This window comes from Microbacterium sp. CR_7 (assembly GCF_041954755.1).
Classification (GTDB): domain Bacteria; phylum Actinomycetota; class Actinomycetes; order Actinomycetales; family Microbacteriaceae; genus Microbacterium.
In genome coordinates, this window is sequence record NZ_JAVAYF010000001.1 from 398,027 (window position 1) to 421,167 (window position 23,141).

Genomic DNA, 23,141 nt, shown 5'->3' on the forward strand with positions numbered 1-23,141 from the left:
CCCGAGGAGACGCATTGACCGACACAGCAGTGAGCACCGCCGCGCTCGTGCGCGAGGTCCTCGCGGCGACGCGTGCGCAGCCGGGCGACCGCACGACGGCCGTGAGCAGGATGCTCGTCGAGGCCGACGTGACCGCCGAGGAGCGCGATCAGCTCGTCGCCGCGGTACGCGACTCGCAGCAGCAGACCGCGCGACTGCGTCGTCGCGCGACCGAGCTCGAGGCGCTGTTCTCGACCGCGCGCGAACTCGTGCGGCTGCAGGACGTGACCGACGTGCTGCGCCGGCTCGTGGAGCGGGCACACGAACTCATGGGCACCGATGTCACATACCTGTCCGAGGTCGACAACGAGCAGGGCGATCTCCGCGTGCGGTATTCGGCGGGCACCGTCACTCCGGAGTTCCGCGACCTGCTCGTGCCCGCAGGCTACGGGCTGGCGAGTCTCGTGGCGGAGACGCGCGAGCCGGCGTGGGTGAGCAGCTACCCGGACATGGCCGAAGCTCCGCACGACGCGGGCATCGACACCGCGGTTGAGCGGGAGGGGCTGGTCTCGTTCCTCGGTGTGCCTCTCGCCATCGGCGACGAGGTGCTCGGCGCGCTGTTCGCCTGCAACCGGTTCTCGCACGACTTCACCCCCGATCAGGTGCTGCTGCTCTCGGCATTCGCCGACCACGCCGCCGCCGTGCTGCACAGCGCGCGGGTTCTCGCCGAGAGTGCGGCAGCGCGGGCGCACGCGGAGGAGGCCTACCGCGAACTCGAACAGCATGTGTCCGCGACGAGGGTCGTCGGCGCCATCCATGAGGAGCTGACGGCGGCGGTGATGTCGGGTGCCACGATCATCGACCTCGTCTCCACGCTCTCCGATCGTCTCGGTCGCCCGGTCCGTGCGGTCGACGAGGCGGGCCGCCCGCTCGACGCGAGCGCCGACACCCGGGCTGTGCTCCCGTCTCGACGATCACTCGGCGACGCGATCCGCGAGAGCAGGACGAGCGGTCATGCCGTGCTCGTGCAGGGTGAAGAGGGCGCCCGGTGGCTGATCGTCGCGATCATCGGCGTAGATCGGGTCCTCGGGGCGATTCTCGCCGAAGACGATGACGCGGCGACCCATGACGTCGCGCGTCTCACGATGGAGCGCGCAGCGCAGGTCGCAGCCCTCGTCTCCTTCAAGCGCGACGCCGTCTCGGCGATCCGTGCGGACCGTCGGGCCCGAGTGCTCGCCGCAGTGCTCGACGCGGAGGCCGACGCCGCGGCGCTGGCCGTCGAGGTCGCCGAGCCGATCGTGGCGGCCGCCGTGCTGGACGTGCGTGGGCACGAGGGCGCCCTCGGGGTAGCCGCCGAGGCGGTGGGTGACGAGGGACTGGTGACGGTGCGGGACCACAGGCTCGTCGTCGCCTGGACCACCGCCGATGTCGCGGTCGTCACCGAGCGCGTACGACGTCTGCTCGCCGAACGCTTCGGCGATCCGGACCTCTCCGCGGTCGTCAGCTCGACCGTCGACGGTGTGGCGGCGTTGAGGGCGTCCGTGGAGCGGGCGAGCCGCGACCTGCGGTTCCTCGAACCCCTCGGCATCCGCGGTGTGACCGCGCGTTCTGCGGACTTCGCCCCGTACCACGTGCTGACCTCGGGCGACCCCGATGCGGCCGCTCGGTTCGTCGACAGCGTGCTCGGACCCGTGCGCGCGTGGGACGAGCGACGAGGCACTGTTCTCGTCGAGACCCTCGGCGCCTACTTCGACCGGGGCGAGAGCAGACAGGCCACGGCCGCGGCGCTGCATGTGCACACGAACACGGTGCAGCAGCGGTTGGATCGCATCTGGTCGCTCCTCGCGGGTGAGGCCGACGACGCGGAGTTCCGCTTCCGGCTTCAGGCGGCTGTGCGTCTCGAACTGCTCAGACGCGCTCTGCGCTGAGCCGCGCCGAGCGACGCGTCACTCGCACTCTCCGAGGAAGCCGAGGTAGCAGACGGCCTCGTGGGTCTCGGCGGGACGGTAGTCGTCGTTGGACACCTGCCGGGTGTCGATCTCGGGCGTCCGCGTCAGATTCCCGTATGTGCCGAGTGTCGCGACATACGCGCCTTCGCTGTCCTGCGCCCGCATCTGGCTGATCGCGTCGCTGTAGTCCGCGCAGATCGCGGTCGCGGTCTCGGTCAGCTCCACCCCGGCGCAGTTGGCGTCGTAGCTGGCCTGCAGCAGGTTGGTGCAGTCGGTCCAGTCCTGGTTGACGTAGCAGGGGTTCACGGTGTCCATCGTGACGTCGTAACGACCCGTCTCGTATTCCTCGCTGTGGAAGGTCTCCGGCTGCTCCGGCACGTCGACCTTGGTCCAGTGCCGTGCCGTCGTGAATGCCGTGACGACGACGATGGCGATGATCAGCAGCAGCGCGCCGAGGATCGACAGCGTCACCCAGAGGCCGACGTTGCGCTTCTTCGCCGGGGCGCCGTCCGTCGGCATTCCGGCATATTGCGCGGTTGCAAAAGGAGGGGAGCCGGGGTCGCCGCCGGCCGACTCCGCTGTCGGAGCATATGCCGCCGTCGGCTGCGCGTCCGGTGCGGGTGCACCGGGGTACGACGACGTCGGAGCCCCCGGGTACTGCGCGGTGCGCGCGCCGGGGTAGGGCGACGTGGGTGTCTCGGCGTGCTGCGGGGCAGGGGAGAAAGGCGGCGGTGCGGCGTCGAAGCCCGGCGCGGCCGCGGGTGCGCCGGCGGCCGGCTCCGGCGAGACGGAGGCCGCAGCGGGTGGCGGGGGAGTCGGCTGCGCGGCGGCGGGCTGGAGGGAGAGCCAGTAGGCGTACCAGCTCTGAGAGGATGCCGGATCGTCGGCGACAAGCTGCGCGTCGACGTCACTGAGCTGCAGACCGAGCGGGCCGCGCATGTCCGCTCGCTTGAGGGCCTCACGGAACTGATCGAGCGACATCGTCATACATACGAGGATGGCAGACGGTCGTCGTCGTCGACAATCGGGATACCCCGGCCCTACGGCTGCGTGCGGACGCGGTCCACTAGCAGATCGTCCGCGTCCGACGCCACGCCCTTCCCGCCTGCCAGGGTCTCGGGCATCGTCGACACCGTGCCGAGACGACCGATCAGGGGAGGATGCGCATGGCGCTGAGGCGAGTGGTCCCGGGCGAGGAACCGGGAATCCGTCGCGTTCGTTCGGGGTCGGGGTTCCGGTACCTCGATGCCGGCGACCAACCGGTCGCCGAGGCCGACCGCGAGCGCATCCAGGACCTCGTGATCCCGCCGCGATGGACCGACGTCTGGATCGCGGCCGATCCGCTCGCGCACATCCAGGCCGTCGGCACCGACGACGCGGGTCGGCGTCAGTACCTCTACCACCCGCTGTGGCGCGCCGGGCGAGACCAGCGAAAGTTCGCCAGAGCACTCCGCCTGGCGGCTGCCCTGCCGTCGGCCCGCCGGAGGGTGACCCGGGCGATCGGCGAACCGGGGCTGTCCAAGGAGCGCGCTCTCGCGGTCGCCTTCCGTCTGCTCGACGACGGAGCTCTGCGCATCGGCTCCGAGCGCTACCTCGTCAAGCACGGGAGCCGGGGTCTGAGCACCCTCCGCCGACGGGACGTGCGGATCGACGGAAGCACCGTCGCCCTCGAGTTCCCCGCCAAGAGCAAGCAGCTCGCGTCGATCGAGATCACGGACGGGCCGCTCGCCGAGGCGCTGTCGGAGTTCGCGGTCGGAGCTCCGCGGGCCACCCTGCTGGCGTATCGCAAGGGTCGTCGACGCGTGCGCTTGACGTCGGGGGAGATCAACGACTACCTGAGGGAGGTCGCCGGTACAGCCTTCACGGCCAAGGACTTCCGCACCCTCCACGGCACGATCCTCGCGGCCGACGCTCTCGCGCGGATCGGCCCGCTCGAGGGCAAGAACGAGCGCCGCAAGGCGGAGCGGCTCGCCGTGCAGGCCACGGCATCCGCGCTGGGCAACACGATCACCGTCGCCCGCAACAGCTACATCGACCCGAGGGTCTTCCGCCTCTACGCGCGCGGTCGAACCCTCGACCTCTCCGTGTCCCCGGAGACCGCGATCAGACGACTGCTCGGCAAGTGATCGCAGTCGGCCGCCCGGGCCGGGTCGGCCGAGGCGAGGCCGGATGACAGGATGGAGCCATGGACACAGCCAACCTCACCCGCGAGGAGACCGCCGCGCGATCCGCCGCGATCACCGCGCGCAGCATCCGCGTCGAGCTCGACCTGACGGGCGCGCCCGAGCGGGCCCGCGCGGGTTTCGCGACCACGACGACGCTCGAGTTCTCCTCGACGGAGGAGTCGACCTGGCTGGACTTCATCGGGCTCTCCGTCGATCGCCTCGTCGTCAACGGCGAGGAGCGTGAGGTCGTCTATGACGGCGCTCGAATCCGGCTCCGCGATCTCGCCGCCGACAACGTGGTCCGCGTCGAGGCCACCGGCGCGTACAGCCGTTCCGGTGAGGGGCTGCACCGGTTCCACGACCCCGCCGACGGGCTCACCTACCTGTATACGCAGTACGAACCGGCCGATTCCCGTCGCGTGATGGCGTGCTTCGAGCAGCCCGACCTCAAGGCGTCGTACACGTTCGTCGTCGATGCGCCGGCCGGGTGGCAGGTGCTGTCGAACCAGTCGGCGTCCTCCGTCGACGTGGGCGTCGGAGTGCAGCGGGTGGAGTTCGCCCCCACTCTGCCGATCTCGAGCTACATCACCTCGGTCGCGGCCGGCCCGTACACGAAGGTCGACGGCGCATGGCAGCGCGACGACCAGAGCATCGAACTCGGCGTCTTCGCCCGCCAGTCGCTCGCGCAGTACCTCGAATCGGACGAGATCCTCGAGATCACGCGACAGGGGCTGGACTTCTTCACGGATGCCTTCGCCTTCCCGTACCCGTGGGGCAAATACGACCAGATCTTCGTTCCCGAGTACAACCTCGGCGCCATGGAGAACCCCGGTCTCGTGACCTTCACGGAGTCGTACCTGTCGCGCGGAGCGGCGACCGATGCTCAGCGTGCCGCCAGGGCCAACACGATCCTGCACGAGATGGCCCACATGTGGTTCGGCGACCTCGTGACCATGAAGTGGTGGGACGACCTGTGGCTCAAGGAATCGTTCGCCGATTACATGGGAGCGCATGCCTCGGCGGTGGCGACCCGCTTCCACGACGCGTGGGTGAAGTTCGCCGCGAGCCGCAAGGCGTGGGCGTATCAGCAGGACCAGCTGCCCACCACGCATCCGATCGTCGCCGACATCACCGACCTCGAGGCGGCGAAGCTCAACTTCGACGGCATCACCTACGCGAAAGGCGCCGCGGTGCTCAAGCAGCTCGTCGCCTTCGTCGGCGACGAGGCGTTCTTCGAGGGCGCGCGCCGCTATTTCTCGGCCAACGCCTACGGCAACACCACCCTCGACGACTTCCTCGTGCAGTTGAGCGCCGTCTCCGGCCGCGACATGACGGAGTGGTCCAGCGCGTGGCTGCAGACCACCGGCCTCTCGACGCTCTGGCTCGAACGCACGGCCGACGCCACGGTGCTCGTGCAGCAGGATCCACGGCCGCACCGCCTGCGGATCGGTCTGTACGACCGCGTCGACGATCGCATCGTGCGACGGGACCAGATCTCCCTCGACATCTCCGATGAGCGCACCGAGGTCGAGATCGCGGAGGCCGACCTCGTCCTCGTGAACGACGACGACCTGACCTACGCGAAGGTGCGTCTCGACGAGCGCTCGCTCGCCACGGTCGAGGAATCCTTGTCGACGATCGAGGACCCGCTTGCCCGTGCTCTCGTGTGGTCGTCGCTGTGGAACGCCACGCGCGACGGCGAGCTGGCCGCCTCGCGGTACACCGCGATCGTCCGGGCCCACGCTCCGGCCGAGGCGAACATCGGCCTCCTCGTGGGCGTGCTCGCCAACGCGGCCTTCGCCATCCGTCACTTCGTCGCCGACGATCGTCGCGGCGACGAGCAGCGGCTGTGGGTGGAGGCGACGTGGAGTGCCTTGCAGCACGCCGAGCCCGGCAGCGACGCGCAGCTCTCCTGGGCGCGCGCCCTCGCCGCGGCATCCGCCTTCGACGACGCCCGGCACGTCGAGGTGCGAGGGATCCTCGACGGCGGAGCGCCCGAGGGCCTCTCCGTCGACCCGGACCTGCGCTGGCAGCTGCTCACCGGCCTCGTCACGACGGGGCACGCCGACCTCGCCGACATCGATCGTGAGGCAGAGACCGATGACACCGGCAGCGGCCGAACGGCGGCCCATCGGGCCAGGGCAGCGCGCCCGGAGGCGTCGGTCCGTGCCGAAGCATGGCGGACGGCGTGGGACGACGAATCGCTGAGCAACGATCACCTGGATGCGGAGATCGCCGGGTTCCGTGCCGGCGGTCGACGCGACCTCATCGCCGGCTTCGATGACGAGTACTTCGCACGGATCGCCGGCGTGTGGCGCACCAGGAGCATCGAGCTGGCACAGCGCCTCGTCGTCGGGATGTTCCCGGCGACGGAGTCGCTGGACCCCGTGGACGCGTGGCTCGAGGGGAATGCCGACGCCCCTGCAGCGCTGCGGCGGATCGTCGTGGAGCAGCGGGATCACCTCGCGCGCGACCTCCGCGTGCGAGCGGCTCAGTAGGCGTTCAGGGGGACGCGAGTTCGCCCGCCGCGCGATCGCCGAGAGCGCGCAGCTCGGGGCGGTCGTCGCTCTCGGTGAGGAACACCGCCGTCAGGTACGCCGCCCACGCGCGAGCGCGCACCCACGTGTCGTCGTCGTATCGCCCCGCCGCAGCGGTGACGAACGCCGAACGGCCCTCGGGATCGAAGAGGAGCCAGCTCGCCGCGAGGTCGTAGGCGGGGTCGCCGGATGTGACGTCGCCGAAGTCGATGATCGCGGCCAGTGATCCGGTCGCGATGAGGATGTTTCCGGGGTGCAGATCCCCGTGGATCCAGACCGTCTCGGATGCCGGAGGGGCGGCGACTCCGGCATCCCATGCCGACTGCATCGGCTCCGTCTCGTCCAGCCGCGCGAGCCGCGTCCGCATCGCCTGGTCTCGCACCGCGAGCGGCACGCCGCGCACCGGGTTCTGTGGCGCGTCGGCGGGTGCGGGCCGATGCAGGGCGCCGAGGGCTCGGGCCAGGTCCGGTGCCCACGGAGTGTTGGCGCGCATCCCCAGCCCGAGAGCCGGAGTGCCGTCGATCCAGGGCACCACCGACCACGGCCAGGGGAACGCTTCGGTCGGGGCGCCGACGATCAGCGGGACCGGCGTGCGGATGCCGAGCTCGGCCAGACGCGGGCCCAGCACCGGGAGCGCGCGCTGTTCGTGGCGGATCAGCGAGGAAGCGAGTGCGCGCCGCGGCAGACGCACGGCGAGCTCGTCGCCGAGTCGCCAGATCGCGTTGTCCCAGCCCTCTGCGACCTTCCTCAGCGGAAGGTCCACGAGCCGAGCTGAGTCCTCCTGGCCGCGCAGAAGCGCGCGGATGCGGCCTTCGTCGAGTGCCAGTTCGGCGGCGGGGGAGTCCGCCACCGTCAGAGGTCGAGCGAGTCGTTCGGCTCGAGCGCGAAGAACTCGCCGCCGTTCTGCTCTGTCGCCCACTGCAGACGCTGACGGTGCATCGTCTTGCCTGCGACCGACAGCGTCATGTCGTGCGTGCCGAATGCGCGGCGCGGCTTGACGGCGAGCACGTAGTCCATCGCCTCGCCGATCTTCAGCCACGGTGCCCCGAGCGGGGCCGCGAGCGTTCCCACCTCGACGCCCTCCGGGACGGCATACGAGTCGCCGGGGTAGTAGAACTCACCGTCGACGAGCACGCCCACGTTCTCGGGCACCGGCAGAGACGAGTGGATGACCTCGTGCGTCCCTCCGAAGAATCGCAGCTCGAACGATCCCGCTGTCACGGTGTCGCCCGGTGCGACGATCGTGATGTCGTATCCCCCGGCCGCCTTCGCGACACCGGCAGGTCCGAAGATCGGTGTACCGGGTGCCGCGCGCAGGATGCGGTCGAGGTGTTCGGGCGTCCAGTGGTCGGGGTGTTCATGCGTGAGGACGACCGCCACGAGGCCGCTGAGGTCGTCGAGCGGACTGGTGAAGGAACCGGGGTCGATCAGCAGGACGTCGGTTCCCTTGTCGATGCGGAGAGCGGCATGTTCGAATTTCGTGACGCGCATGAGTTGAGTCAACTCCGTTCCGATCGGTCTCGCAAACGGCTTGACAGCACGCCACGCCCGGGATCCCGATCCCTCCGGCCTCGATTTGGCGCAGTGAGAATCGCCGTGGCATACTTGAACGGTTGTCGCGGGACGGAAACGATCCGCAAGACGGCCCCATCGTATAGCGGCCTAGTACGCCGCCCTCTCACGGCGGTAACGCGGGTTCGAATCCCGCTGGGGTCACACAACACGCGAAAGCCCTCGGTTCTCCGAGGGCTTTCGTCGTTTCCGGACGCCGAGCGACCCGAGGAACGCCGACTCCGAGCGGGAGCTAGGTGTTCGGCCGTCCGGCCGCTCGCGTCGAGCCCGTGAGCCAGAGCGCGACGACCGTGCACGCCAGCGAGAGCGCGGCGAGCGGGAAGTCCAGCCCGTACGTCGTGATCGCGATGATCGGGGCGATGAAGATCACGACGGCGAGCACGCAGATCCGCATCCCGGGGAACCGGGGGATGCCGGCTCGCGGCGCCGCCTCGAACCGCACGAGCCACAGCGATGCCGCCCAGACGACGGCCAGGACGACCAGCAGGAAGAGCGGTCGCGTCCACCACCAGACCGCGCTGCCCGGCGCAGGCATCGGCACGGGCAGCAGCAGCTCGATCCCGATCAGGACCATGATGACCGGCAGGTGCCAGAGGTAGATGGTCATCAGGCGCGAGCCCACGACGAACACCACGCCCTGCGCGGCCCGGGTCTCCATCAACGCGGTGAGGGGCCTGTGCAGCAGCGTGAGACCCGCCGCCTGGATCACCGCGAGGACAGCCATCGGCGTGGTGGGCGGCCACTGGTTGCCGAGCATGCTCCACGAGTACCCGTCGAGCGAGACGAGGCCCCAGAGCGCCAGGTACCCGGCTGTCATGATGAGCACGAGCTGCAACCACGGCCGACGCGAGAACCATCCGTCGAAGAGGAAGAAGCCGACCTGCTGCGCGAACAGCCACACGAACACGATGTTCGGCACTCCGAAGAGCTCCTGCCCTGCGCCGTAACCCTCGGGAGGCACGGGCTGGATGCCGAGCAGACCGCCGACCACGATGTAGCGGAACCCGTCGACGAGGAGAGCGAGGCCGAGCAGCACGAGCAGCACGCGCGCGCCGTGCTTCTCGTGCAGGCGCATCATCGTCGGTGCGGCCGCCTGCACGATCAGGTAGGCGGCGAGGAACCACAGCGGCGAGCCGACGCCGACCGCGACGACATCGACGAGCGCTGGGTCGATGGCCAGCAGGCGCACGGCGCCCAGCGCAACCGTGAAGAAGACGAACAGGGGCACGGCAGGGCGAGCGAGGCGGGCCAGGCGCACGCGAACGAACGAGTCTGCGCTCTCCCCGCGGCGCTGCGCGGAGCGCCACCCGGCGCGTGCCGCATAGCCGCCGACGACGAAGAAGAGCGGCATGATGTTCGCGACCCAGGTCGCCGCGCTGAACCACGGCTGCGCCTCCACGGTCCGCTCGATCAGGAGCGAGCCGTCGGGTGCGCGCCCCACCCCCGTGAAGAGGATGTGCACGAACACGACCAGCACGACGCAGACGACACGGGCGAGGTCGAGAGTGAGATCGCGTCCGACCGGTATCGAGCGGGCGGTCGTGTCGGTGGCGGCGCTGCTCATGCCGACGACTCTAGCGGCGCGCGCAGTCACGATCCGCTCGCCGCCGTCCAGGCATCCCGGGTTCAGCGAAGGAGGGTCGCCCTGCACGGGCGGCCCTCCTTGCGGGCCGGTAGCGTCTGCGCGTCAGTCCTCACCCGGCGCAGGCGCGGCATCAGCTCGCGCGAGGCGCTGCCGGCGGCGCTGCCGACGGACGAGCCAGACGACCAGCACGATCACCGCGGCGACCGCGAGCCACGGGAGAAGGAATCCGACAGCGATCACCAGAGCGTTGAGCGAGACCACGAGACCGTTCCATCCCGCGAGGACGCCGTCGCCGAACCCGGCGGGGTCGGCGACGGTCGGCGCGCTCGCCTTCGTCAGCTGCACCTGCACGCTCGACATCGCGACCTGATCGTCGAGGGCCGCGAGCTGCTGCTCGTACGATTCGAGCTGCGCCTGGCGGTCGGTGAGGGCGACCTCGGCTTCGATGAGCTCCGAGACGGTGCCCGACTGCGCCATGAGCTCCGTGAGCCGCTGCACCGACGCCTTCGTGGCGTCGACGCGGGCACGCAGATCGATCGCGGTCGACGTGACGTCCTGCTTCGAGATCGACGACGAGACGACCTCGCCGGAGTCGCCGAGCTCGTCGATCACCGCGGTCAGGTCGGCGGACGGAACGCGGATGCTGATCCAGCCGTAACCGGAAGCCGGCGGCGCGGGCATCGAGGTGTCGTCGATCGCGGAACTCCTGCCGACCTCGGTGCTCTCGACGTAGCCGCCCCGGGACTCCGCGAGCGCACTGATCTCGTCGGCCGCCGTCGGGATGTCCTTCACCTCGAGCGTGACGTATCCGGTCGCCACGATCTCGCGGTCCGCTCCGTCCACGGCGCCTGGAGCGCTCGCGGAGGCGTCTGCGCCGGGCGCGGCTTCCGAGACACTCTGCGGAGCGCTCCGATCGGGCGAGACGGCCCCCGAGTCCTGAGCCGAGCCGCCCGTGAGCATCTCGCCGCTCTCGGCCGTGCTCGTCGCGCTCCCGCCCACGCTGTCGAGGATGGGCGGCGTCACGAGCACGCCGACGACGAAGGCTGCGGCGATGCCGGCCCCGGTCAGCCAGCGGCGGCGGCGGACGCGCGAGCGGTCGGCGGTCGGCGCAGGGCGGGGTCGCTCCGCGGCGATCTCGTCGAACACGGCGCCCTCGATGCGGGCGACGGCCTCGTCGGAGAGTTCAGGCAGATCGGGGGTCTTGTCGTTCATGCGTCGCTCGCTTCCTTGACGGCACCCCGCAACTGGGTGCGCACTCGCGAGAGACGGTTCCGAACGACCGCATGGCTGACCCCGAGCTGTTCGGCGGCGTCCTGGTACGCATAGCCCTCGGCGGCGCAGAGCCGGAAGATCTCCCGGTCGAGCTCGCTGAGCGTCCCGACCTCCTCCGCGATCCGGTCGGCAAGGGCGGCCGTGATCACCTGCTCCTCGACGCTCACGGTCGCGGGCAGCGTCTCGTCGACGCCATCCGCGGTGTGAGCCTGGTCGCGACGACGCCGGCGCAGGCGGTTGGCCGCCTGGAACCGGCAGATCGTCGCGAGCCACGGCAGCACGGAATCACCCCGAAGCTCGAGTCCTGGCAGCTTGCGCCACGCGGTCACGAATGTCTCCTGCGTCACGTCCTCGGCGTCGGGTGCCGAGCCGACGATGCCGTGGGCGATCCAGTAGACCGGTTTCACGTACGAGCGGTACAGCTCGCGGAAGGCGCGTTCGTCGCCCGCTGCGGCCTGCGCCACCCATCTCTGATCACTCGTGTGCACGGCATCCTGCTTCCGTTCGGTGTCTCTCACCCGGAAAGTGTCGGCGGACGCCTCATCGTCTCAGAATCGGCGCACGGACGTTCCGTGCCTTGCCGGGGTCTAGCATGGTCTTCTGCGAGAGGGAGTATCCCGGATCCGCGCGTAACGTCATCACGAGCATCGGCGAAGCTGCTCCGGGCGCGCGACGCACCAATGTGCGGGGGAGAGACTTTCGGTTCTTTCCATGCCTTCCGAAAGGTCCCCGTGACTGTGGACATCCCTCTCTGGTTCGTGATCACCTCGATGGTGGTGCTGAGCCTCATCCTCATCGGCGATCTGCTGCTCATCCGGCTGCGTCCGCACATCCCGTCCACCAAGGAGTCGACCCTTTGGGTGGTCTTCTACGTCGGGCTCGCTCTGCTCTTCGCGGTGGTCCTCGGCAACGTCGCCGGTTGGCGCAACGCCGGCGATTTCATCACGGGCTGGGCGCTGGAATACAGCCTCTCGGTCGACAACCTCTTCGTCTTCGTGCTGATCATGGCGCAGTTCGCGGTTCCGAGGCGACTGCAGCAGCAGGTGCTGATGGTGGGCATCATCATCGCGCTCGTGCTGCGTGGCGCCTTCATCCTCGTGGGCGTCACGATCATCGAACACTTCTCGCCGATCTTCTACATCTTCGGCGCCTTCCTGATCTACACCGCCATCAAGCAGGCGATGCCCGAGGGGGAGCACGACGACGACGTCAAGCGCGAGAACTTCATCGTGCGGCTGCTGCGTCGCCGCATCGACATCAGCGAGACCTACGACGGGTCGAAGATCCGCACCACGGTCGACGGCAAGCGCATGTGGACCCCGATGGTCATCGTCTTCATCACGATCGGCGTGACCGACCTCATCTTCGCGATCGACTCGATCCCCGCGATCTTCGAGATCACGACCAACGGCTTCCTCGTGTTCGCCGCCAACATCTTCGCGCTCATGGGTCTCCGACAGCTCTACTTCCTGCTCGGCGATCTCCTCGACCGCCTGCGGTACCTGCACTACGGCATCGCGGTGATCCTCGGGTTCATCGGCGTCAAGCTCATCCTGCACGCTCTGCACGAGAACGAGCTGCCGTTCATCAACGGCGGCCAGCACGTCGAATGGGTGCCCGACATCGACAACCTCGTGTCCCTCGGCGTGATCGTCGTGTCGATGGCCGTCGCCACGATCGCGAGTCTCATCGCCTCGTCACGGGAGAAGCGCGCGGTCACCCGGAGCGCACCGGTGGAGTGAGCGCCTCACCCCGCTGACCAGAGCTGCTCGGCCTCGAGCGTGAGGTCGATCACCTGACGGAGCAGTGCCCCGACGCTGGTCGACTGCAGCAGCGTGAACTGGTCGTACTCGCCGAGCGGGGCGATCGCGGCGAGCTGCCAGGAGGCGGCGAGGGGGTCGTCGGAGATCTCGGTGTCGGGATCCCACCGCCCGTCGACGCGCGAGAGCACCCGCCGCACGATCGCCTCCGCCTCCGTGCGCAGCGGGGTGAGCGCCTCGTTCCAGGCGAGATGGGGGAGCAGCGACACCTCCGCGCGCGGATAGGGGTCGTCGTCCAGCCAACGCTCGACCGTGAAGCGCTGGGTGCCGACGGCGACCGTGCGCAGCACCTCCGCGCCCGCCGTCACGCTCACCAGACGGGCCAGGGTGCCGATGCCGCTGCGTCGATCGCCGCCTCCGACCTCGTGACCGCGTTCGATGAGCACGACGCCGAACTGCGGGTCGTCGTCGTCGAGCAGCTGACCGATCATCGTGAGATAGCGCGGTTCGAACACGCGCAAGGGGAGCGGGGTGTAGGGGAACAGCACCGAGCCGAGCGGGAACATCGGTATCGCAGTCATGACCCCAGTCAACACTGCGCGACGTACAGTGAACAGATGCGCAGACCTCGTCCCGACACTCCCGGCCCCGGACAGGAATCCGTCTGGGACTATCCCCGGCCCCCGCGGGTCGAGCCGGTGCCGGAGCGCGTCACGATCAGGCTGGGCGGCGAGGTGATCGCGGAGACGACGGATGCCGTGCGCGTTCTCGAGACCAGCCACCCGCCCGTGTACTACCTCCCGATCGAGGACTTCGTCGACGGCGCGCTCGTCGACGCTCCTGGTTCGTCGTTCTGCGAGTTCAAGGGGGCGGCCCGTTATCTCGATGTGCGTGGGGGCGGAGAGGTCGCCCCCGGCGCGGCCTGGAACTACCCGCACCCGTCGCCCGGCTACGGCGTGCTCGCCGACAGGGTCGCGGTGTACGCCGGGCCGATGGACGCCTGCACGGTCGGAGACGAGGTCGTCACGCCGCAGCCGGGTGGCTTCTACGGCGGGTGGGTGACGTCGACCGTCACCGGACCCTTCAAGGGCATCCCCGGTTCGATGGGCTGGTAGCCGGAGGTCAGCCCCGTTCAGAAAGCGCGCAGGTTCGCCTGCAGCCCGCCGTCGACGTACTCCCGGCGGAGGATGCCGCGTCGGCGCAGCACCGGAACGAGCTCGTCGAGCGTGCGGTGCAGCGTGACCGGGTGGAAGTCGCCCCACAGCAGCACGCCGTCGTTCCCCCACTCGCCGAGTTCTTCCACGAGGTCGGCGAACTCCTCCGCCGTGCCCACGAAGCCCGTGCGGTCTGTGATGCGGCCGGCTCTGGCGAGGGCCGTGAGGTGAGCGCGGAGCGGCGCGTCGTCACCGCGGTCGCCCACCAGTCGCTGGATGCTGCCTCGCGAGACGTGCGGCCCGAAGATCGACAGATCCAGCGGGCGGTCGAGATCGAGCGTCGTCAGATCGGTCTCCAGGTCGCTGGACTGCTTGCGCGCGATCTGCAGGAGTTCGGCGTCGTCGGGGTGTGCCGAGGCGGCGACGATGCGGTCCGCCTCCTCCGCGGAGGCGGTGATCACCGGCTGGATCGCGAAGAGGATCCTGATGTCGTCGGGCGTGCGCCCCGCCGCGGCGGCGGCGTCGTGGATCTTCGCTCGGTAGGCCCTGACCGACGCCTCGTTCAACGGGGCGAGTGCGAGCTGCACGTCGGAGTTCGCACCAGCGAAGCCGAGGCCGCGCCCGGAGCCGCCGGGGGAGACGATCGCCGGTTCGCCGTCGGTGAAGGGGATCGCGTTCAGCGGACCGTCGAAGGAGTAGTACTCGCCCCGGTGCTGCGTCGCGGAGAGCCGGGTTCCATCGGCGTACACGTCGGTCGATCGATCGGCGACGAGCGCACCGTCCTCCCAGCTGCGCCAGAGGGAACGGATGCCGTCGAGCCACTCCTCCGCACGGTCGTACGCCTCGTCATGGCCGAGCTGTGCGGCATCCGAGAAGTGCCTGGCGCTGCCGGTGTCGGTGACGACGTTGAGGCCGAGACGGTGTCCGCTCAGGTGCTGCAGCGTCGCGAACTGGCGCGCAGCCGTGTACGGCAGGTAGGCCGCGGGGTTGACGGTCGGCACCACGCCGAGGTGACGCGTCGCCTGGAAGAGGTACGGCGCGAGCAGCAGCGGGTCGTGCTTGGGGCCGCCGAACGCGTGCCGGACCCGGAGGTCGATGGTCTCCGGCGAACCCATCGAGGGTGCGTCCTCGATGATGACGAGGTCGAAGCCTGCCTGCTCCAGCGTGCGGGCCGCCTCCTGGTAGATCTCGGGGCGCGTCCAGTCGTAGTCCCAGTCGAGCGACGGGTAGCCCCATCCCTGCGGTCCGAAACCGCGGGCGAGGAACCACCCGAAATGCTGGGGCCTGCTCATGCCACGGCCTCGCGGGCGGGGGCGAGGACGCGGGTGAGGTCGGCGATCAGGTCGGCGACGTCTTCGATGCCGATCGACAGACGAAGGGTGCCGGGGCGTACGCCGAGCACCTCACGCTCCTCGTCCGTGCGCGATGCGTGGCTCGTGGTGCCGGGGTGCAGCACGAGAGAGCGCACGTCGCCGATGTGCGTCATGTGCGTGAACACGCGGACGTCCTCGACGAAGGCGCGCGCGGCCTCGAGACCGCCGCGCAGCGTGAAGGTGAAGATCGAGCCGTAGCCGCCGGTCAGGTACGTCGCCGCGAGGCGGTGGTGCGGGTGGCTCTCGAGACCCAGGTAGTCGACGCTCTCGACCGCCTCCTGCGCCGCCAACCAGCGGGCGACGTCCAGCGCGTTGCGCGACTGTCGTTCGACGCGGAGTCCCAGAGTCTCGGCGCCCTGTCCGATCAGGAAGGCGTTGAGCGGGGAGGGAGAGGCGCCGAAGCGCGGAGCGACCGACTCGCGGGCGTACGCGAGTCGCGCGTTGCCGCCGTGTCGTGCCGCCACGCTCGCGAGACCGCCGCGACCGGGGAGCACGAGGTGGGGGGCGTTGTGTCCGGCCTTCGCGGCGTCGAAGCGCCCGTCGTCGACCAGCACGCCGCCCAGCACCGACCCGTGCCCGGCGAGGAACTTCGAGGCGGAGTGGACGACGATCGCTGCTCCGTGCTCGATCGGGCGGATGAGATACGGGGTGGCGAGCGTGTTGTCGACGATGAGCGGGATCGCCGACTCGTCGCCGACGGCGCTGACGGCCGCGATGTCGAGCAGGTCGTTCCGCGCGTTCGCGATCGACTCCGCGAACAGGGCGCGCGTGTTGGGCCGGATGGCCTCTCGCCATGCGTCGGGATCGTTGATGTCGTCGACGAAGGTCGTCTCGATCCCGAGCCGGGTGAGGTTGTCGAGGAAGAGGCCGCGCGTCCCCTCGTAGATGTGCGTGGACGAGACGATGTGGTCTCCGGCTCCTGCCACCGTGAGCAGCGCGGTGGCGACGGCGGCCTGACCGCTCGCCACCAGGACCGCGTCCGCTCCGGCCTCGAGGGCGGCCAGCTGCCGCTCGACCGCGCGAACCGTCGGATTGCCGGTGCGGGTGTACCCGAAGCCGTCGCCCGTGCCGAAGTGGTTGGCCGCGTGATCGAAGTCGTCGAACTCGAAGCCCGCCGTGAGGTAGATCGGGGTCGCGCGCGACGCCGCGGGCTGCTGATTCCGGGCGGCGTGGACGGCCTTGGTGGCGAAGCCGAGGGAGTCGTCGGTCATGCGGGTGCCTCTCGATGGTGCGGGTCACAGTACTGTGTCACGGCGTGACTCGCCGCGCGGAAGCGGTGGTAACCTGACGTCATGCGGATCGTGCTCCTTCTTAGCGGCCGCGACGAGACCTCGTTCTGAGCCCCTCCTCGTCGCGGAGTCCATCGTGGGCCGAACCGCCAGCTTCAGGAGAACCGCATTGAACACCCCCGCATCGGAGTCCGCTCCCGCACGCCGCAGGACACTGGCCGAGAAGGTCTGGGACGACCATCTGGTCGTCAAGGGCGAGAACGGCGAGCCCGACCTCATCTACATCGACCTGCACCTCGTCCACGAGGTGACGAGCCCGCAGGCCTTCGACGGTCTGCGTGCGGAGGGGCGTCCGCTCCGTCGTCTCGATCTCACGATCGCCACGGAGGACCACAACACCCCCACCTGGGAGATCGACAAGCCGATCGCCGATCTCACGAGCCGCACCCAGATCGAGACCCTGCGTCGCAACGCCGCGGAGTTCGGCGTGCGTCTGCACTCCCTCGGTGACGCCGAGCAGGGCATCGTGCACGTGGTCGGCCCGCAGCTCGGCCTGACGATGCCCGGCATCACGGTAGTCTGCGGTGACTCGCACACCTCGACCCACGGTGCCTTCGGCGCCATGGCATTCGGCATCGGCACCAGCGAGGTCGAGCACGTGATGGCCACGCAGACCCTGCCGCTCAAGCCCTTCAAGACCATGGCGATCACCGTCGAGGGCACGCTGCGCCCCGGGGTCACGGCGAAGGACATCATCCTCGCGGTCATCGCGAAGATCGGTACCGGCGGCGGCCAGGGCTACGTGCTCGAATACCGCGGCAGCGCGATCCGCGCCCTCTCGATGGAGGGGCGCATGACGATCTGCAACATGTCGATCGAAGCCGGTGCCCGTGCGGGCATGGTCGCGCCGGACGAGACGACGTTCGCGTACCTGGAGGGGCGTCCGCACGCGCCGAAGGGACAGGACTGGGAGGATGCGGTCGCCTACTGGCGCACGCTCCCCACCGACGAGGGCGCCGCGTTCGACGCCGAGGTCTTCATCGACGCCGACGAGCTCGAGCCGTTCGTCACCTGGGGTACCAACCCCGGCCAGGGCAGCTCGCTGTCGGCATCCGTACCGGACCCGTCGGAGATCGCCGACCCGAACGAGCGAGCCGCCGCCGAGCGCGCGCTGGAGTACATGGATCTGACGCCCGGCACGCCGCTCAAGGAGGTGCCGGTCGACGCCGTTTTCATGGGCTCGTGCACCAACAGCCGCATCGAGGACCTGCGGGCCTTCGCGTCGATCATCAAGGGCAAGAAGAAGGCCGACGGCGTCCGCGTCATGGTCGTCCCCGGATCGGCCCGCGTGCGCCTGGAGGCCGAGGCCGAGGGGCTCGACCAGGTGATCAAGGACTTCGGGGCGGAGTGGCGGTTCGCCGGCTGCTCGATGTGCCTCGGCATGAACCCGGATCAGCTGGCACCGGGCGAGCGCTGCGCCTCCACATCGAACCGCAATTTCGAGGGCCGCCAGGGCAAGGGCGGCCGCACGCACCTCGTGTCGCCCCTCGTGGCCGCGGCGACCGCGATCCGCGGCACGCTGTCGAGTCCGAGCGACCTGAGCGAGACGGTGGAGGTCTGACCATGGAGAAGTTCACGACGCACACGGGGATCGCCGCGCCGCTGAAGCGGTCGAACGTCGACACCGACCAGATCATCCCCGCCGTCTTCCTCAAGCGCGTCACCAAGACGGGCTTCGACGACGCCCTGTTCCACGGCTGGCGACAGGATCCGGACTTCGTGCTGAACCAGGCACCGTATCAGGGCGCGAGCGTGCTGGTGGCAGGGCCCGACTTCGGAACCGGCTCGAGCCGCGAGCACGCCGTCTGGGCGCTGCGCGACTTCGGGTTCAAGGTCGTCCTGAGCCCGCGCTTCGCCGACATCTTCCGCGGGAACTCGGGCAAGCAGGGTCTGCTCGCCGCGACGATCTCGGAAGACGATCTCGAGCGGATCTGGGCGGAGATCGACCGGAATCCCGGGGTTTCCATCACCGTCGACCTCGAGGCGCGCATCGCGTCGATCGGCGACATCCAGGCCGCGATCGGTATCGACGATTACACTAGATGGCGGCTCCTCGAAGGGCTCGATGACATCGGGCTCACCCTGCGCAACGAAGACAAGATCGCGCAGTTCGAGGCCCGCCGCGAGTCGTGGCGGCCCCGGACTCTCCCCGTTCAGTGAACGGAGGGGCGGGGGAGCCGAGGGCGACCCCGCCCCGATTTTCCTGAACGAAGTGAGGCCCGAATGACGACACCTGTGCGCGACGCTCTCCCCGACGGGGTGCCCCCGCTGACCGGAGACGTCCTCGCCATTCGAGGAGGGCGACCCCTGCGCGGCCGCGTCGACGTCAAGGGCGCGAAGAACCTCGCGACCAAGGCGATGGTGGCGACTCTGCTGGGCGAGACCGCCAGCACGCTGCGCGACGTTCCCGCCATCAGCGACGTCGCCGTGGTACGGTCGCTTCTCGAGGTGCACGGAGTGCGGGTGTCTGAGGGCGATGAGCCCGGATCGCTCACCTTCGACCCGAGCGACGTCGAATCCGCCCACTTCGAGGAGATCGACGCGCACGCTGGAGCCTCGCGCATCCCGATCCTCTTCTGCGGCCCTCTGCTGCACCGACTCGGACAGGCCTTCATCCCCGACCTCGGCGGATGCCGCATCGGCGACCGCCCCATCGACTTCCACCTCGACGCGCTCCGCAAGTTCGGCGCCACGGTCGAGAAGCTGCCGAGCGGCATCCGTCTCTCCACGGGCGGAGCCCGCCTGCACGGCGCGAACATCCACCTGCCCTACCCCAGCGTCGGCGCCACGGAGCAGGTGCTGCTCACGGCGGTCCGCGCCGAGGGCGTGACCGAGCTGCGCAATGCGGCGATCGAGCCCGAGATCATGGACCTCATCGCGGTGCTGCAGAAGATGGGCGCCATCATCTCGTACGAGCCGAACCGCGTGATCCTCATCGAGGGCGTGGAGAAGCTGCGCGGCTACGACCACCGGTCGATCTTCGACCGCAACGAGGCGGCATCCTGGGCGTCCGCCGCGCTCGCGACCGACGGCGAGATCTTCGTCGGCGGCGCGAAGCAGCAGGAGATGCTCACGTTCCTCAACGTCTTCCGCAAGGCCGGCGGCTGGTTCGACATCCAGGAGGACGGCATCCTCTTCCGGCGCGAGGGCGAGCTCAAGCCCGTCGTCGTCGAGACCGACGTGCACCCGGGCTTCATGACCGACTGGCAGCAGCCGCTCGTCGTCGCCCTGACTCAGGCCAAGGGCCGCTCGATCGTCCACGAGACGGTGTACGAGAACCGCCTCGGCTTCACCGACGCCCTCGTCAAGATGGGCGCCGACATCGTCGTGCACCCGCGGGGGCTGCAGGCCGGCCCCCGGCGCGTCCCGCGTCGCGACCTCGAGCAGGCCGCCGTCATCACCGGTCCGACGCCGCTGCACGGCGCAGACATCGTCGTGCCGGACCTTCGCGGCGGCTACAGCCACGTGATCGCGGCGCTGACGGCCGAGGGCGAATCGAAGGTGTCCGGAGTCGACATCCTCAGCCGCGGCTACGAGAAGTTCCTCGCCAAGCTCGACGCTCTCGGCGCCGACTTCGACGTCCTCCGGTGACCCCGATGGGTTCCCGGTCGACGGAGACCACCCGGCCGAGCCTGTTCTGGCCGCTCGCGGTGATCGTGATCCCGGCGATCTCGCTGCTCGCGAAGATCCGCATCACGGGTGCCGAGAAGCTCCCGCAGAAGGGCGCCTTCGTCCTGGCGCCGAACCACTACTCGGAGTTCGACCCGCTCATCGTGGCGCTGGCGGTGTGGCGCATCGGTCGCGCGCCGCGGTTCATGGCCAAGGAGAGCCTGTTCCGGGTGCCGGTGCTGGGATGGTTCCTGACCCACACGGGCATGATCCCCGTCGCGCGCACGTCGTCGGCCTCGGCCGCCAAGCAGACGATGAAGCAGTCGGAGAAGCTCGTCGAGCACGGACGCGGAGTGATCGTCTACCCCGAGGGCACGCTCACGCGCGACCCCGACATGTGGCCGATGCGCGGCAAGTCGGGCGCGGTCCGGCTCGCTCTCGCCGACGGCATCCCGCTGATCCCGATGGCGCACTGGGGTACCCAGGCGATCATGGGGCGGTACCAGAAGGGTCTGAGTCTGTGGCCGCTGCGCAAGCGCGTGGAGGTCGTGGTCGGCGACCCCGTCGACGTCTCGGACCTCCGCGGTCGTGCGAGCGAGCCGGCCGCGCTGAACGAGGCCACCACCCGGCTCATGAACGCCATCACGGCTCTGCTCGAGGAACTGCGCGACGAGAAGGCGCCGGCCGAGCGCTGGAACCCCACTGCCCACGGACAGAAGGAGACGGGTCGCCTTGACTCCTAAGCGGACGATTCCGAGCGGTCCCCGGGTCGCGGTGATCGGCGCCGGGAGCTGGGGGACCACCTTCGGCAAGATCCTCGCCGACGGCGGGGCGCAGGTGACCATGTGGGCGCGCCGCGCCGAGCTGGCGCACGAGATCGACGAGGCCAAGCGCAATTCCAAGTACCTGCCGGGCATCAATCTGCCCCGCACGATGAAGGCCACCCACGAGCTCGCTGTCGCGATGCGCGACGTCGACCAGGTGTACCTGTCGGTGCCGAGCCAGTCGCTGCGCGAGAACCTGAAGGCGCTGCGGCCCCTGCTCACCGGAAACGACGCGAAGATCGTCAGCCTCATGAAGGGCGTCGAGCGCTCGACGGGTCTGCGCATGAGCCAGGTGATCGAGCAGGAGCTGCGCTGCGACCCCGACCGGGTCGCGGTGGCGTCCGGCCCGAACCTCGCGCTGGAGATCGCGCGGGAGCAGCCGACCGCGGCTGTGATCTCCTCGCGGAGCCAGGAGACGGCGGAAGAGGTGGCCCGTGCCGCACGCAACGACTACTTCCGCACCTTCGTGAACACCGACGTGATCGGCACCGAGTTCGGCGGCGTGCTGAAGAACCTCATCGCCGTCGCGATCGGCATCGTCGACGGGGTCGGGTACGGCGAGAACACCAAGGCGTCGATTATCACGCGGGGGCTTGTCGAGATGACCGACTTCGCCGTCGCGAACGGCGCCCATCCGGAGACGCTGCAGGGGCTCGCCGGCCTCGGGGACCTCATCGCGACGTGCCAGTCGCCGCTGAGCCGCAACAACACGGCCGGGCGTCTGCTCGGCCAGGGATACAGCTTCCAGGACGTGGTGAAGCAGATGCAGCAGACGGCCGAGGGGCTCGCCTCCGTCGCGCCGGTGCTGCAGCTCGCCCGCGAATCCGACGTGGACATGCCCATCGTCGAACAGGTGAAGATGGTTCTCGACGGGAAGATGGATCCCCGCGACATCGCACCCCACCTCACGACGGACGACGACACCCCGCAGGGGGAGAGGACCAACCATGGACAAGCAGAGGGTGGTGGTGCTCTTCGGCGGGCGCTCCAGCGAGCATTCGATCAGTTCCGCAACGGCGGGCGGAGTGCTGGGCGCGATCGATCGTGACCGCTACGACGTGATCCCGGTGGGGATCACGCGGGAGGGCGCCTTCGTCCTCGAGGACGACGACCCGGCGAAGTTCCCGCTGGATGCCGCGCATCTGCCCGAAGTGGTCGACAACGGCACCCGCGTGCTCTGGCCCGAACCAGGGGGCAACCGCACCCTGCGCGTGGTGCAGGCGGACGGAACGGTCGACGCGCTCGGCGAGATCGACGTCGTGCTGCCGATCCTGCACGGTCCGCACGGGGAGGACGGCACGATCCAGGGGTACTTCGACACGCTGGAGGTGCCGTACGCCGGCGGCGGTGTGCTCGACTCGGCGCTCTGCATGGACAAGCACTTCATGAAGGTGGCGCTGCAGGCCGCCGGTATCGCCGTCGCCCCGTGGCGCACGGTGCGTTCCAGGGAGTGGGCGTCGGATCCGGATGCCGTCCGCGCCGCCGCTGCGGAGCTCGGATCGCCGCTCTTCGTGAAGCCGGCTCGGGCCGGGTCGAGCGTCGGGGTGTCGAAGGTCGACGCGCTCGACGAGCTCGATGCCGCCCTCGCCGTCGCGTTCGCGGAGGACGACAAGGTGCTCATCGAGACCGGTGTCGTCGGGCGCGAGATCGAGGTGGCGGTGCTCGAGGGTGCCGAGGGTGTCCGCGCCTCTCTTCCCGGGGAGATCGTGCTCACCTCGCGCGGCTTCTACGACTTCGAGGGCAAGTACCTCGGCGGTGACGGCGTCGACGTCGTGTGCCCGGCAGACCTCGACGAGGCAGAGGTGGCAGCCATCCAGGACGCCGGCATCCGTGCGTTCGAGGCGGTGGACGGTCGCGGCCTGGCCCGTGTCGACATGTTCCTCACCGCGTCGGGCGAGCTCGTCGTCAACGAGCTGAACACGATGCCCGGATTCACTCCGATCTCGATGTTCCCCAAGTGCTGGGTCGTCTCGGGCCTGAGCTACGGGGATCTCATCTCCGAGCTGATCGAGGCCGGGCTGCGTCGCTGAGCGCAGCGGCTCGGCGGCGCCGACCAGGCGGTTCGGTCGTCGG

At 69.5% G+C, this 23,141-nt stretch carries 20 protein-coding genes and 1 tRNA gene; 12 read left to right on the forward strand and 9 right to left on the reverse strand.

The features are described 5' to 3' along the window. Nucleotides 1-14: 14 nt before the first annotated feature. Nucleotides 15-1,907 (forward strand): helix-turn-helix domain-containing protein, encoded by a 1,893-nt coding sequence (locus RAC81_RS01875; RefSeq protein ID WP_375080748.1) that lies wholly within the window; start codon nt 15-17, stop codon nt 1,905-1,907. Between the two features lie 18 nt (nt 1,908-1,925). Here the strand turns inward: RAC81_RS01875 and RAC81_RS01880 are convergent, their stop codons facing one another. Further along, nucleotides 1,926-2,915, reverse strand: coding sequence for a hypothetical protein (locus RAC81_RS01880; RefSeq protein WP_375080749.1), 990 nt, complete (start codon nt 2,913-2,915; stop codon nt 1,926-1,928). Between the two features lie 179 nt (nt 2,916-3,094). On the opposite strand from RAC81_RS01880, the gene RAC81_RS01885 reads away from it, so the two are divergent. Beyond that, on the forward strand, nt 3,095-4,054 hold the full coding sequence (locus tag RAC81_RS01885) for a DNA topoisomerase IB (protein ID WP_375080750.1): 960 nt from the start codon (nt 3,095-3,097) through the stop codon (nt 4,052-4,054). A gap of 59 nt (nt 4,055-4,113) precedes the next feature. Beyond that, on the forward strand, nt 4,114-6,591 hold the full coding sequence (gene pepN, locus RAC81_RS01890; protein ID WP_375080751.1) for an aminopeptidase N: 2,478 nt from the start codon (nt 4,114-4,116) through the stop codon (nt 6,589-6,591). Between the two features lie 4 nt (nt 6,592-6,595). Here the strand turns inward: pepN and RAC81_RS01895 are convergent, their stop codons facing one another. Next, a complete protein-coding gene (locus tag RAC81_RS01895; protein WP_375080752.1) occupies nt 6,596-7,480 on the reverse strand; it encodes an aminoglycoside phosphotransferase family protein in 885 nt (294 codons plus the stop codon). A gap of 2 nt (nt 7,481-7,482) precedes the next feature. Then, on the reverse strand, nt 7,483-8,121 hold the full coding sequence (locus RAC81_RS01900) for an MBL fold metallo-hydrolase (RefSeq protein ID WP_375080753.1): 639 nt from the start codon (nt 8,119-8,121) through the stop codon (nt 7,483-7,485). Nucleotides 8,122-8,273: 152 nt separating this feature from the next. On the opposite strand from RAC81_RS01900, the gene RAC81_RS01905 reads away from it, so the two are divergent. Further along, nucleotides 8,274-8,346, forward strand: a tRNA-Glu gene (locus RAC81_RS01905). 88 nt (nt 8,347-8,434) lie between these two features. Here the strand turns inward: RAC81_RS01905 and RAC81_RS01910 are convergent. The 3 genes from RAC81_RS01910 to RAC81_RS01920 all read right to left on the reverse strand — a co-directional run bounded on the left by RAC81_RS01910 (nt 8,435) and on the right by RAC81_RS01920 (nt 11,577). Continuing rightward, nucleotides 8,435-9,766 carry an acyltransferase gene (locus RAC81_RS01910; protein ID WP_375080754.1) on the reverse strand — a complete coding sequence of 444 codons (1,332 nt, stop codon included), beginning with the start codon at nt 9,764-9,766 and terminating at the stop codon, nt 8,435-8,437. Nucleotides 9,767-9,889: 123 nt separating this feature from the next. After that, a complete protein-coding gene (locus RAC81_RS01915; RefSeq protein ID WP_375080755.1) occupies nt 9,890-10,999 on the reverse strand; it encodes a DUF4349 domain-containing protein in 1,110 nt (369 codons plus the stop codon). Next, the gene (locus RAC81_RS01920; RefSeq protein WP_375080756.1) at nt 10,996-11,577 is read right to left on the reverse strand and encodes an RNA polymerase sigma factor; all 582 of its coding nucleotides are present in this window, start codon (nt 11,575-11,577) and stop codon (nt 10,996-10,998) included. Before RAC81_RS01920 ends, RAC81_RS01915 begins: the two co-directional genes overlap by 4 nt. 219 nt (nt 11,578-11,796) lie before the next feature. Between RAC81_RS01920 and RAC81_RS01925 the strand changes: the two genes are divergently transcribed. After that, complete coding sequence (locus tag RAC81_RS01925; protein ID WP_375080985.1) at nt 11,797-12,801, forward strand: TerC/Alx family metal homeostasis membrane protein; 1,005 nt, start codon at nt 11,797-11,799, stop codon at nt 12,799-12,801. A gap of 5 nt (nt 12,802-12,806) precedes the next feature. Here the strand turns inward: RAC81_RS01925 and RAC81_RS01930 are convergent, their stop codons facing one another. Continuing rightward, nucleotides 12,807-13,400, reverse strand: a complete 594-nt coding sequence (locus RAC81_RS01930) for an LON peptidase substrate-binding domain-containing protein (protein WP_375080757.1) — start codon at nt 13,398-13,400, stop codon at nt 12,807-12,809. Nucleotides 13,401-13,436: 36 nt separating this feature from the next. On the opposite strand from RAC81_RS01930, the gene RAC81_RS01935 reads away from it, so the two are divergent. Continuing rightward, nucleotides 13,437-13,934, forward strand: a complete 498-nt coding sequence (locus RAC81_RS01935) for a DUF427 domain-containing protein (RefSeq protein WP_375080758.1) — start codon at nt 13,437-13,439, stop codon at nt 13,932-13,934. Nucleotides 13,935-13,951: 17 nt separating this feature from the next. Here RAC81_RS01935 and RAC81_RS01940 read toward each other — a convergent pair whose 3' ends face one another. Further along, entirely contained in the window at nt 13,952-15,265 is a 1,314-nt protein-coding gene (locus RAC81_RS01940; RefSeq protein ID WP_375080759.1) for an LLM class flavin-dependent oxidoreductase, read from the reverse strand. After that, on the reverse strand, nt 15,262-16,557 hold the full coding sequence (locus tag RAC81_RS01945) for an O-acetylhomoserine aminocarboxypropyltransferase/cysteine synthase family protein (RefSeq protein ID WP_375080760.1): 1,296 nt from the start codon (nt 16,555-16,557) through the stop codon (nt 15,262-15,264). The genes RAC81_RS01940 and RAC81_RS01945 overlap by 4 nt, the downstream gene beginning before the upstream one ends. Before the next feature lie 187 nt (nt 16,558-16,744). Here RAC81_RS01945 and leuC point away from each other — a divergent pair, with 187 nt between their 5' ends. The 6 genes from leuC (at nt 16,745) to RAC81_RS01975 (ending at nt 23,098) form a co-directional block, all read left to right on the forward strand. Further along, nucleotides 16,745-18,196, forward strand: coding sequence for a 3-isopropylmalate dehydratase large subunit (gene leuC / locus RAC81_RS01950; RefSeq protein ID WP_375080761.1), 1,452 nt, complete (start codon nt 16,745-16,747; stop codon nt 18,194-18,196). A gap of 2 nt (nt 18,197-18,198) precedes the next feature. After that, nucleotides 18,199-18,795, forward strand: coding sequence for a 3-isopropylmalate dehydratase small subunit (gene leuD / locus RAC81_RS01955; protein WP_375080762.1), 597 nt, complete (start codon nt 18,199-18,201; stop codon nt 18,793-18,795). A 63-nt stretch (nt 18,796-18,858) separates the two neighbouring features. Continuing rightward, on the forward strand, nt 18,859-20,226 hold the full coding sequence (gene murA / locus RAC81_RS01960; RefSeq protein WP_251585458.1) for a UDP-N-acetylglucosamine 1-carboxyvinyltransferase: 1,368 nt from the start codon (nt 18,859-18,861) through the stop codon (nt 20,224-20,226). 5 nt (nt 20,227-20,231) lie between these two features. Continuing rightward, nucleotides 20,232-20,987 carry a lysophospholipid acyltransferase family protein gene (locus RAC81_RS01965; RefSeq protein WP_375080763.1) on the forward strand — a complete coding sequence of 252 codons (756 nt, stop codon included), beginning with the start codon at nt 20,232-20,234 and terminating at the stop codon, nt 20,985-20,987. Beyond that, complete coding sequence (locus RAC81_RS01970) at nt 20,977-22,116, forward strand: NAD(P)H-dependent glycerol-3-phosphate dehydrogenase (protein WP_375080764.1); 1,140 nt, start codon at nt 20,977-20,979, stop codon at nt 22,114-22,116. Before RAC81_RS01965 ends, RAC81_RS01970 begins: the two co-directional genes overlap by 11 nt. Next, nucleotides 22,016-23,098, forward strand: a complete 1,083-nt coding sequence (locus RAC81_RS01975) for a D-alanine--D-alanine ligase family protein (protein WP_375080765.1) — start codon at nt 22,016-22,018, stop codon at nt 23,096-23,098. Before RAC81_RS01970 ends, RAC81_RS01975 begins: the two co-directional genes overlap by 101 nt. The last annotated feature ends 43 nt before the right edge of the window (nt 23,099-23,141 follow it).

What these genes read in the sequence shown, in the direction of transcription:
- RAC81_RS01885 (WP_375080750.1), top strand. Translation starts at nt 3,095, where the DNA reads ATGGCGCTGAGGCGAGTGGTCCCGGGCGAGGAACCGGGAATCCGTCGC.
- RAC81_RS01935 (WP_375080758.1), top strand. Translation starts at nt 13,437, where the DNA reads ATGCGCAGACCTCGTCCCGACACTCCCGGCCCCGGACAGGAATCCGTC.
- RAC81_RS01900 (WP_375080753.1), bottom strand. Translation starts at nt 8,121, where the DNA reads ATGCGCGTCACGAAATTCGAACATGCCGCTCTCCGCATCGACAAGGGA.
- RAC81_RS01945 (WP_375080760.1), bottom strand. Translation starts at nt 16,557, where the DNA reads ATGACCGACGACTCCCTCGGCTTCGCCACCAAGGCCGTCCACGCCGCC.
- RAC81_RS01940 (WP_375080759.1), bottom strand. Translation starts at nt 15,265, where the DNA reads ATGAGCAGGCCCCAGCATTTCGGGTGGTTCCTCGCCCGCGGTTTCGGA.
- RAC81_RS01880 (WP_375080749.1), bottom strand. Translation starts at nt 2,915, where the DNA reads ATGACGATGTCGCTCGATCAGTTCCGTGAGGCCCTCAAGCGAGCGGAC.
- leuD (WP_375080762.1), top strand. Translation starts at nt 18,199, where the DNA reads ATGGAGAAGTTCACGACGCACACGGGGATCGCCGCGCCGCTGAAGCGG.
- pepN (WP_375080751.1), top strand. Translation starts at nt 4,114, where the DNA reads ATGGACACAGCCAACCTCACCCGCGAGGAGACCGCCGCGCGATCCGCC.
- RAC81_RS01910 (WP_375080754.1), bottom strand. Translation starts at nt 9,766, where the DNA reads ATGAGCAGCGCCGCCACCGACACGACCGCCCGCTCGATACCGGTCGGA.
- RAC81_RS01975 (WP_375080765.1), top strand. Translation starts at nt 22,016, where the DNA reads ATGGACAAGCAGAGGGTGGTGGTGCTCTTCGGCGGGCGCTCCAGCGAG.
- RAC81_RS01965 (WP_375080763.1), top strand. Translation starts at nt 20,232, where the DNA reads ATGGGTTCCCGGTCGACGGAGACCACCCGGCCGAGCCTGTTCTGGCCG.
- RAC81_RS01930 (WP_375080757.1), bottom strand. Translation starts at nt 13,400, where the DNA reads ATGACTGCGATACCGATGTTCCCGCTCGGCTCGGTGCTGTTCCCCTAC.
- murA (WP_251585458.1), top strand. Translation starts at nt 18,859, where the DNA reads ATGACGACACCTGTGCGCGACGCTCTCCCCGACGGGGTGCCCCCGCTG.
- RAC81_RS01915 (WP_375080755.1), bottom strand. Translation starts at nt 10,999, where the DNA reads ATGAACGACAAGACCCCCGATCTGCCTGAACTCTCCGACGAGGCCGTC.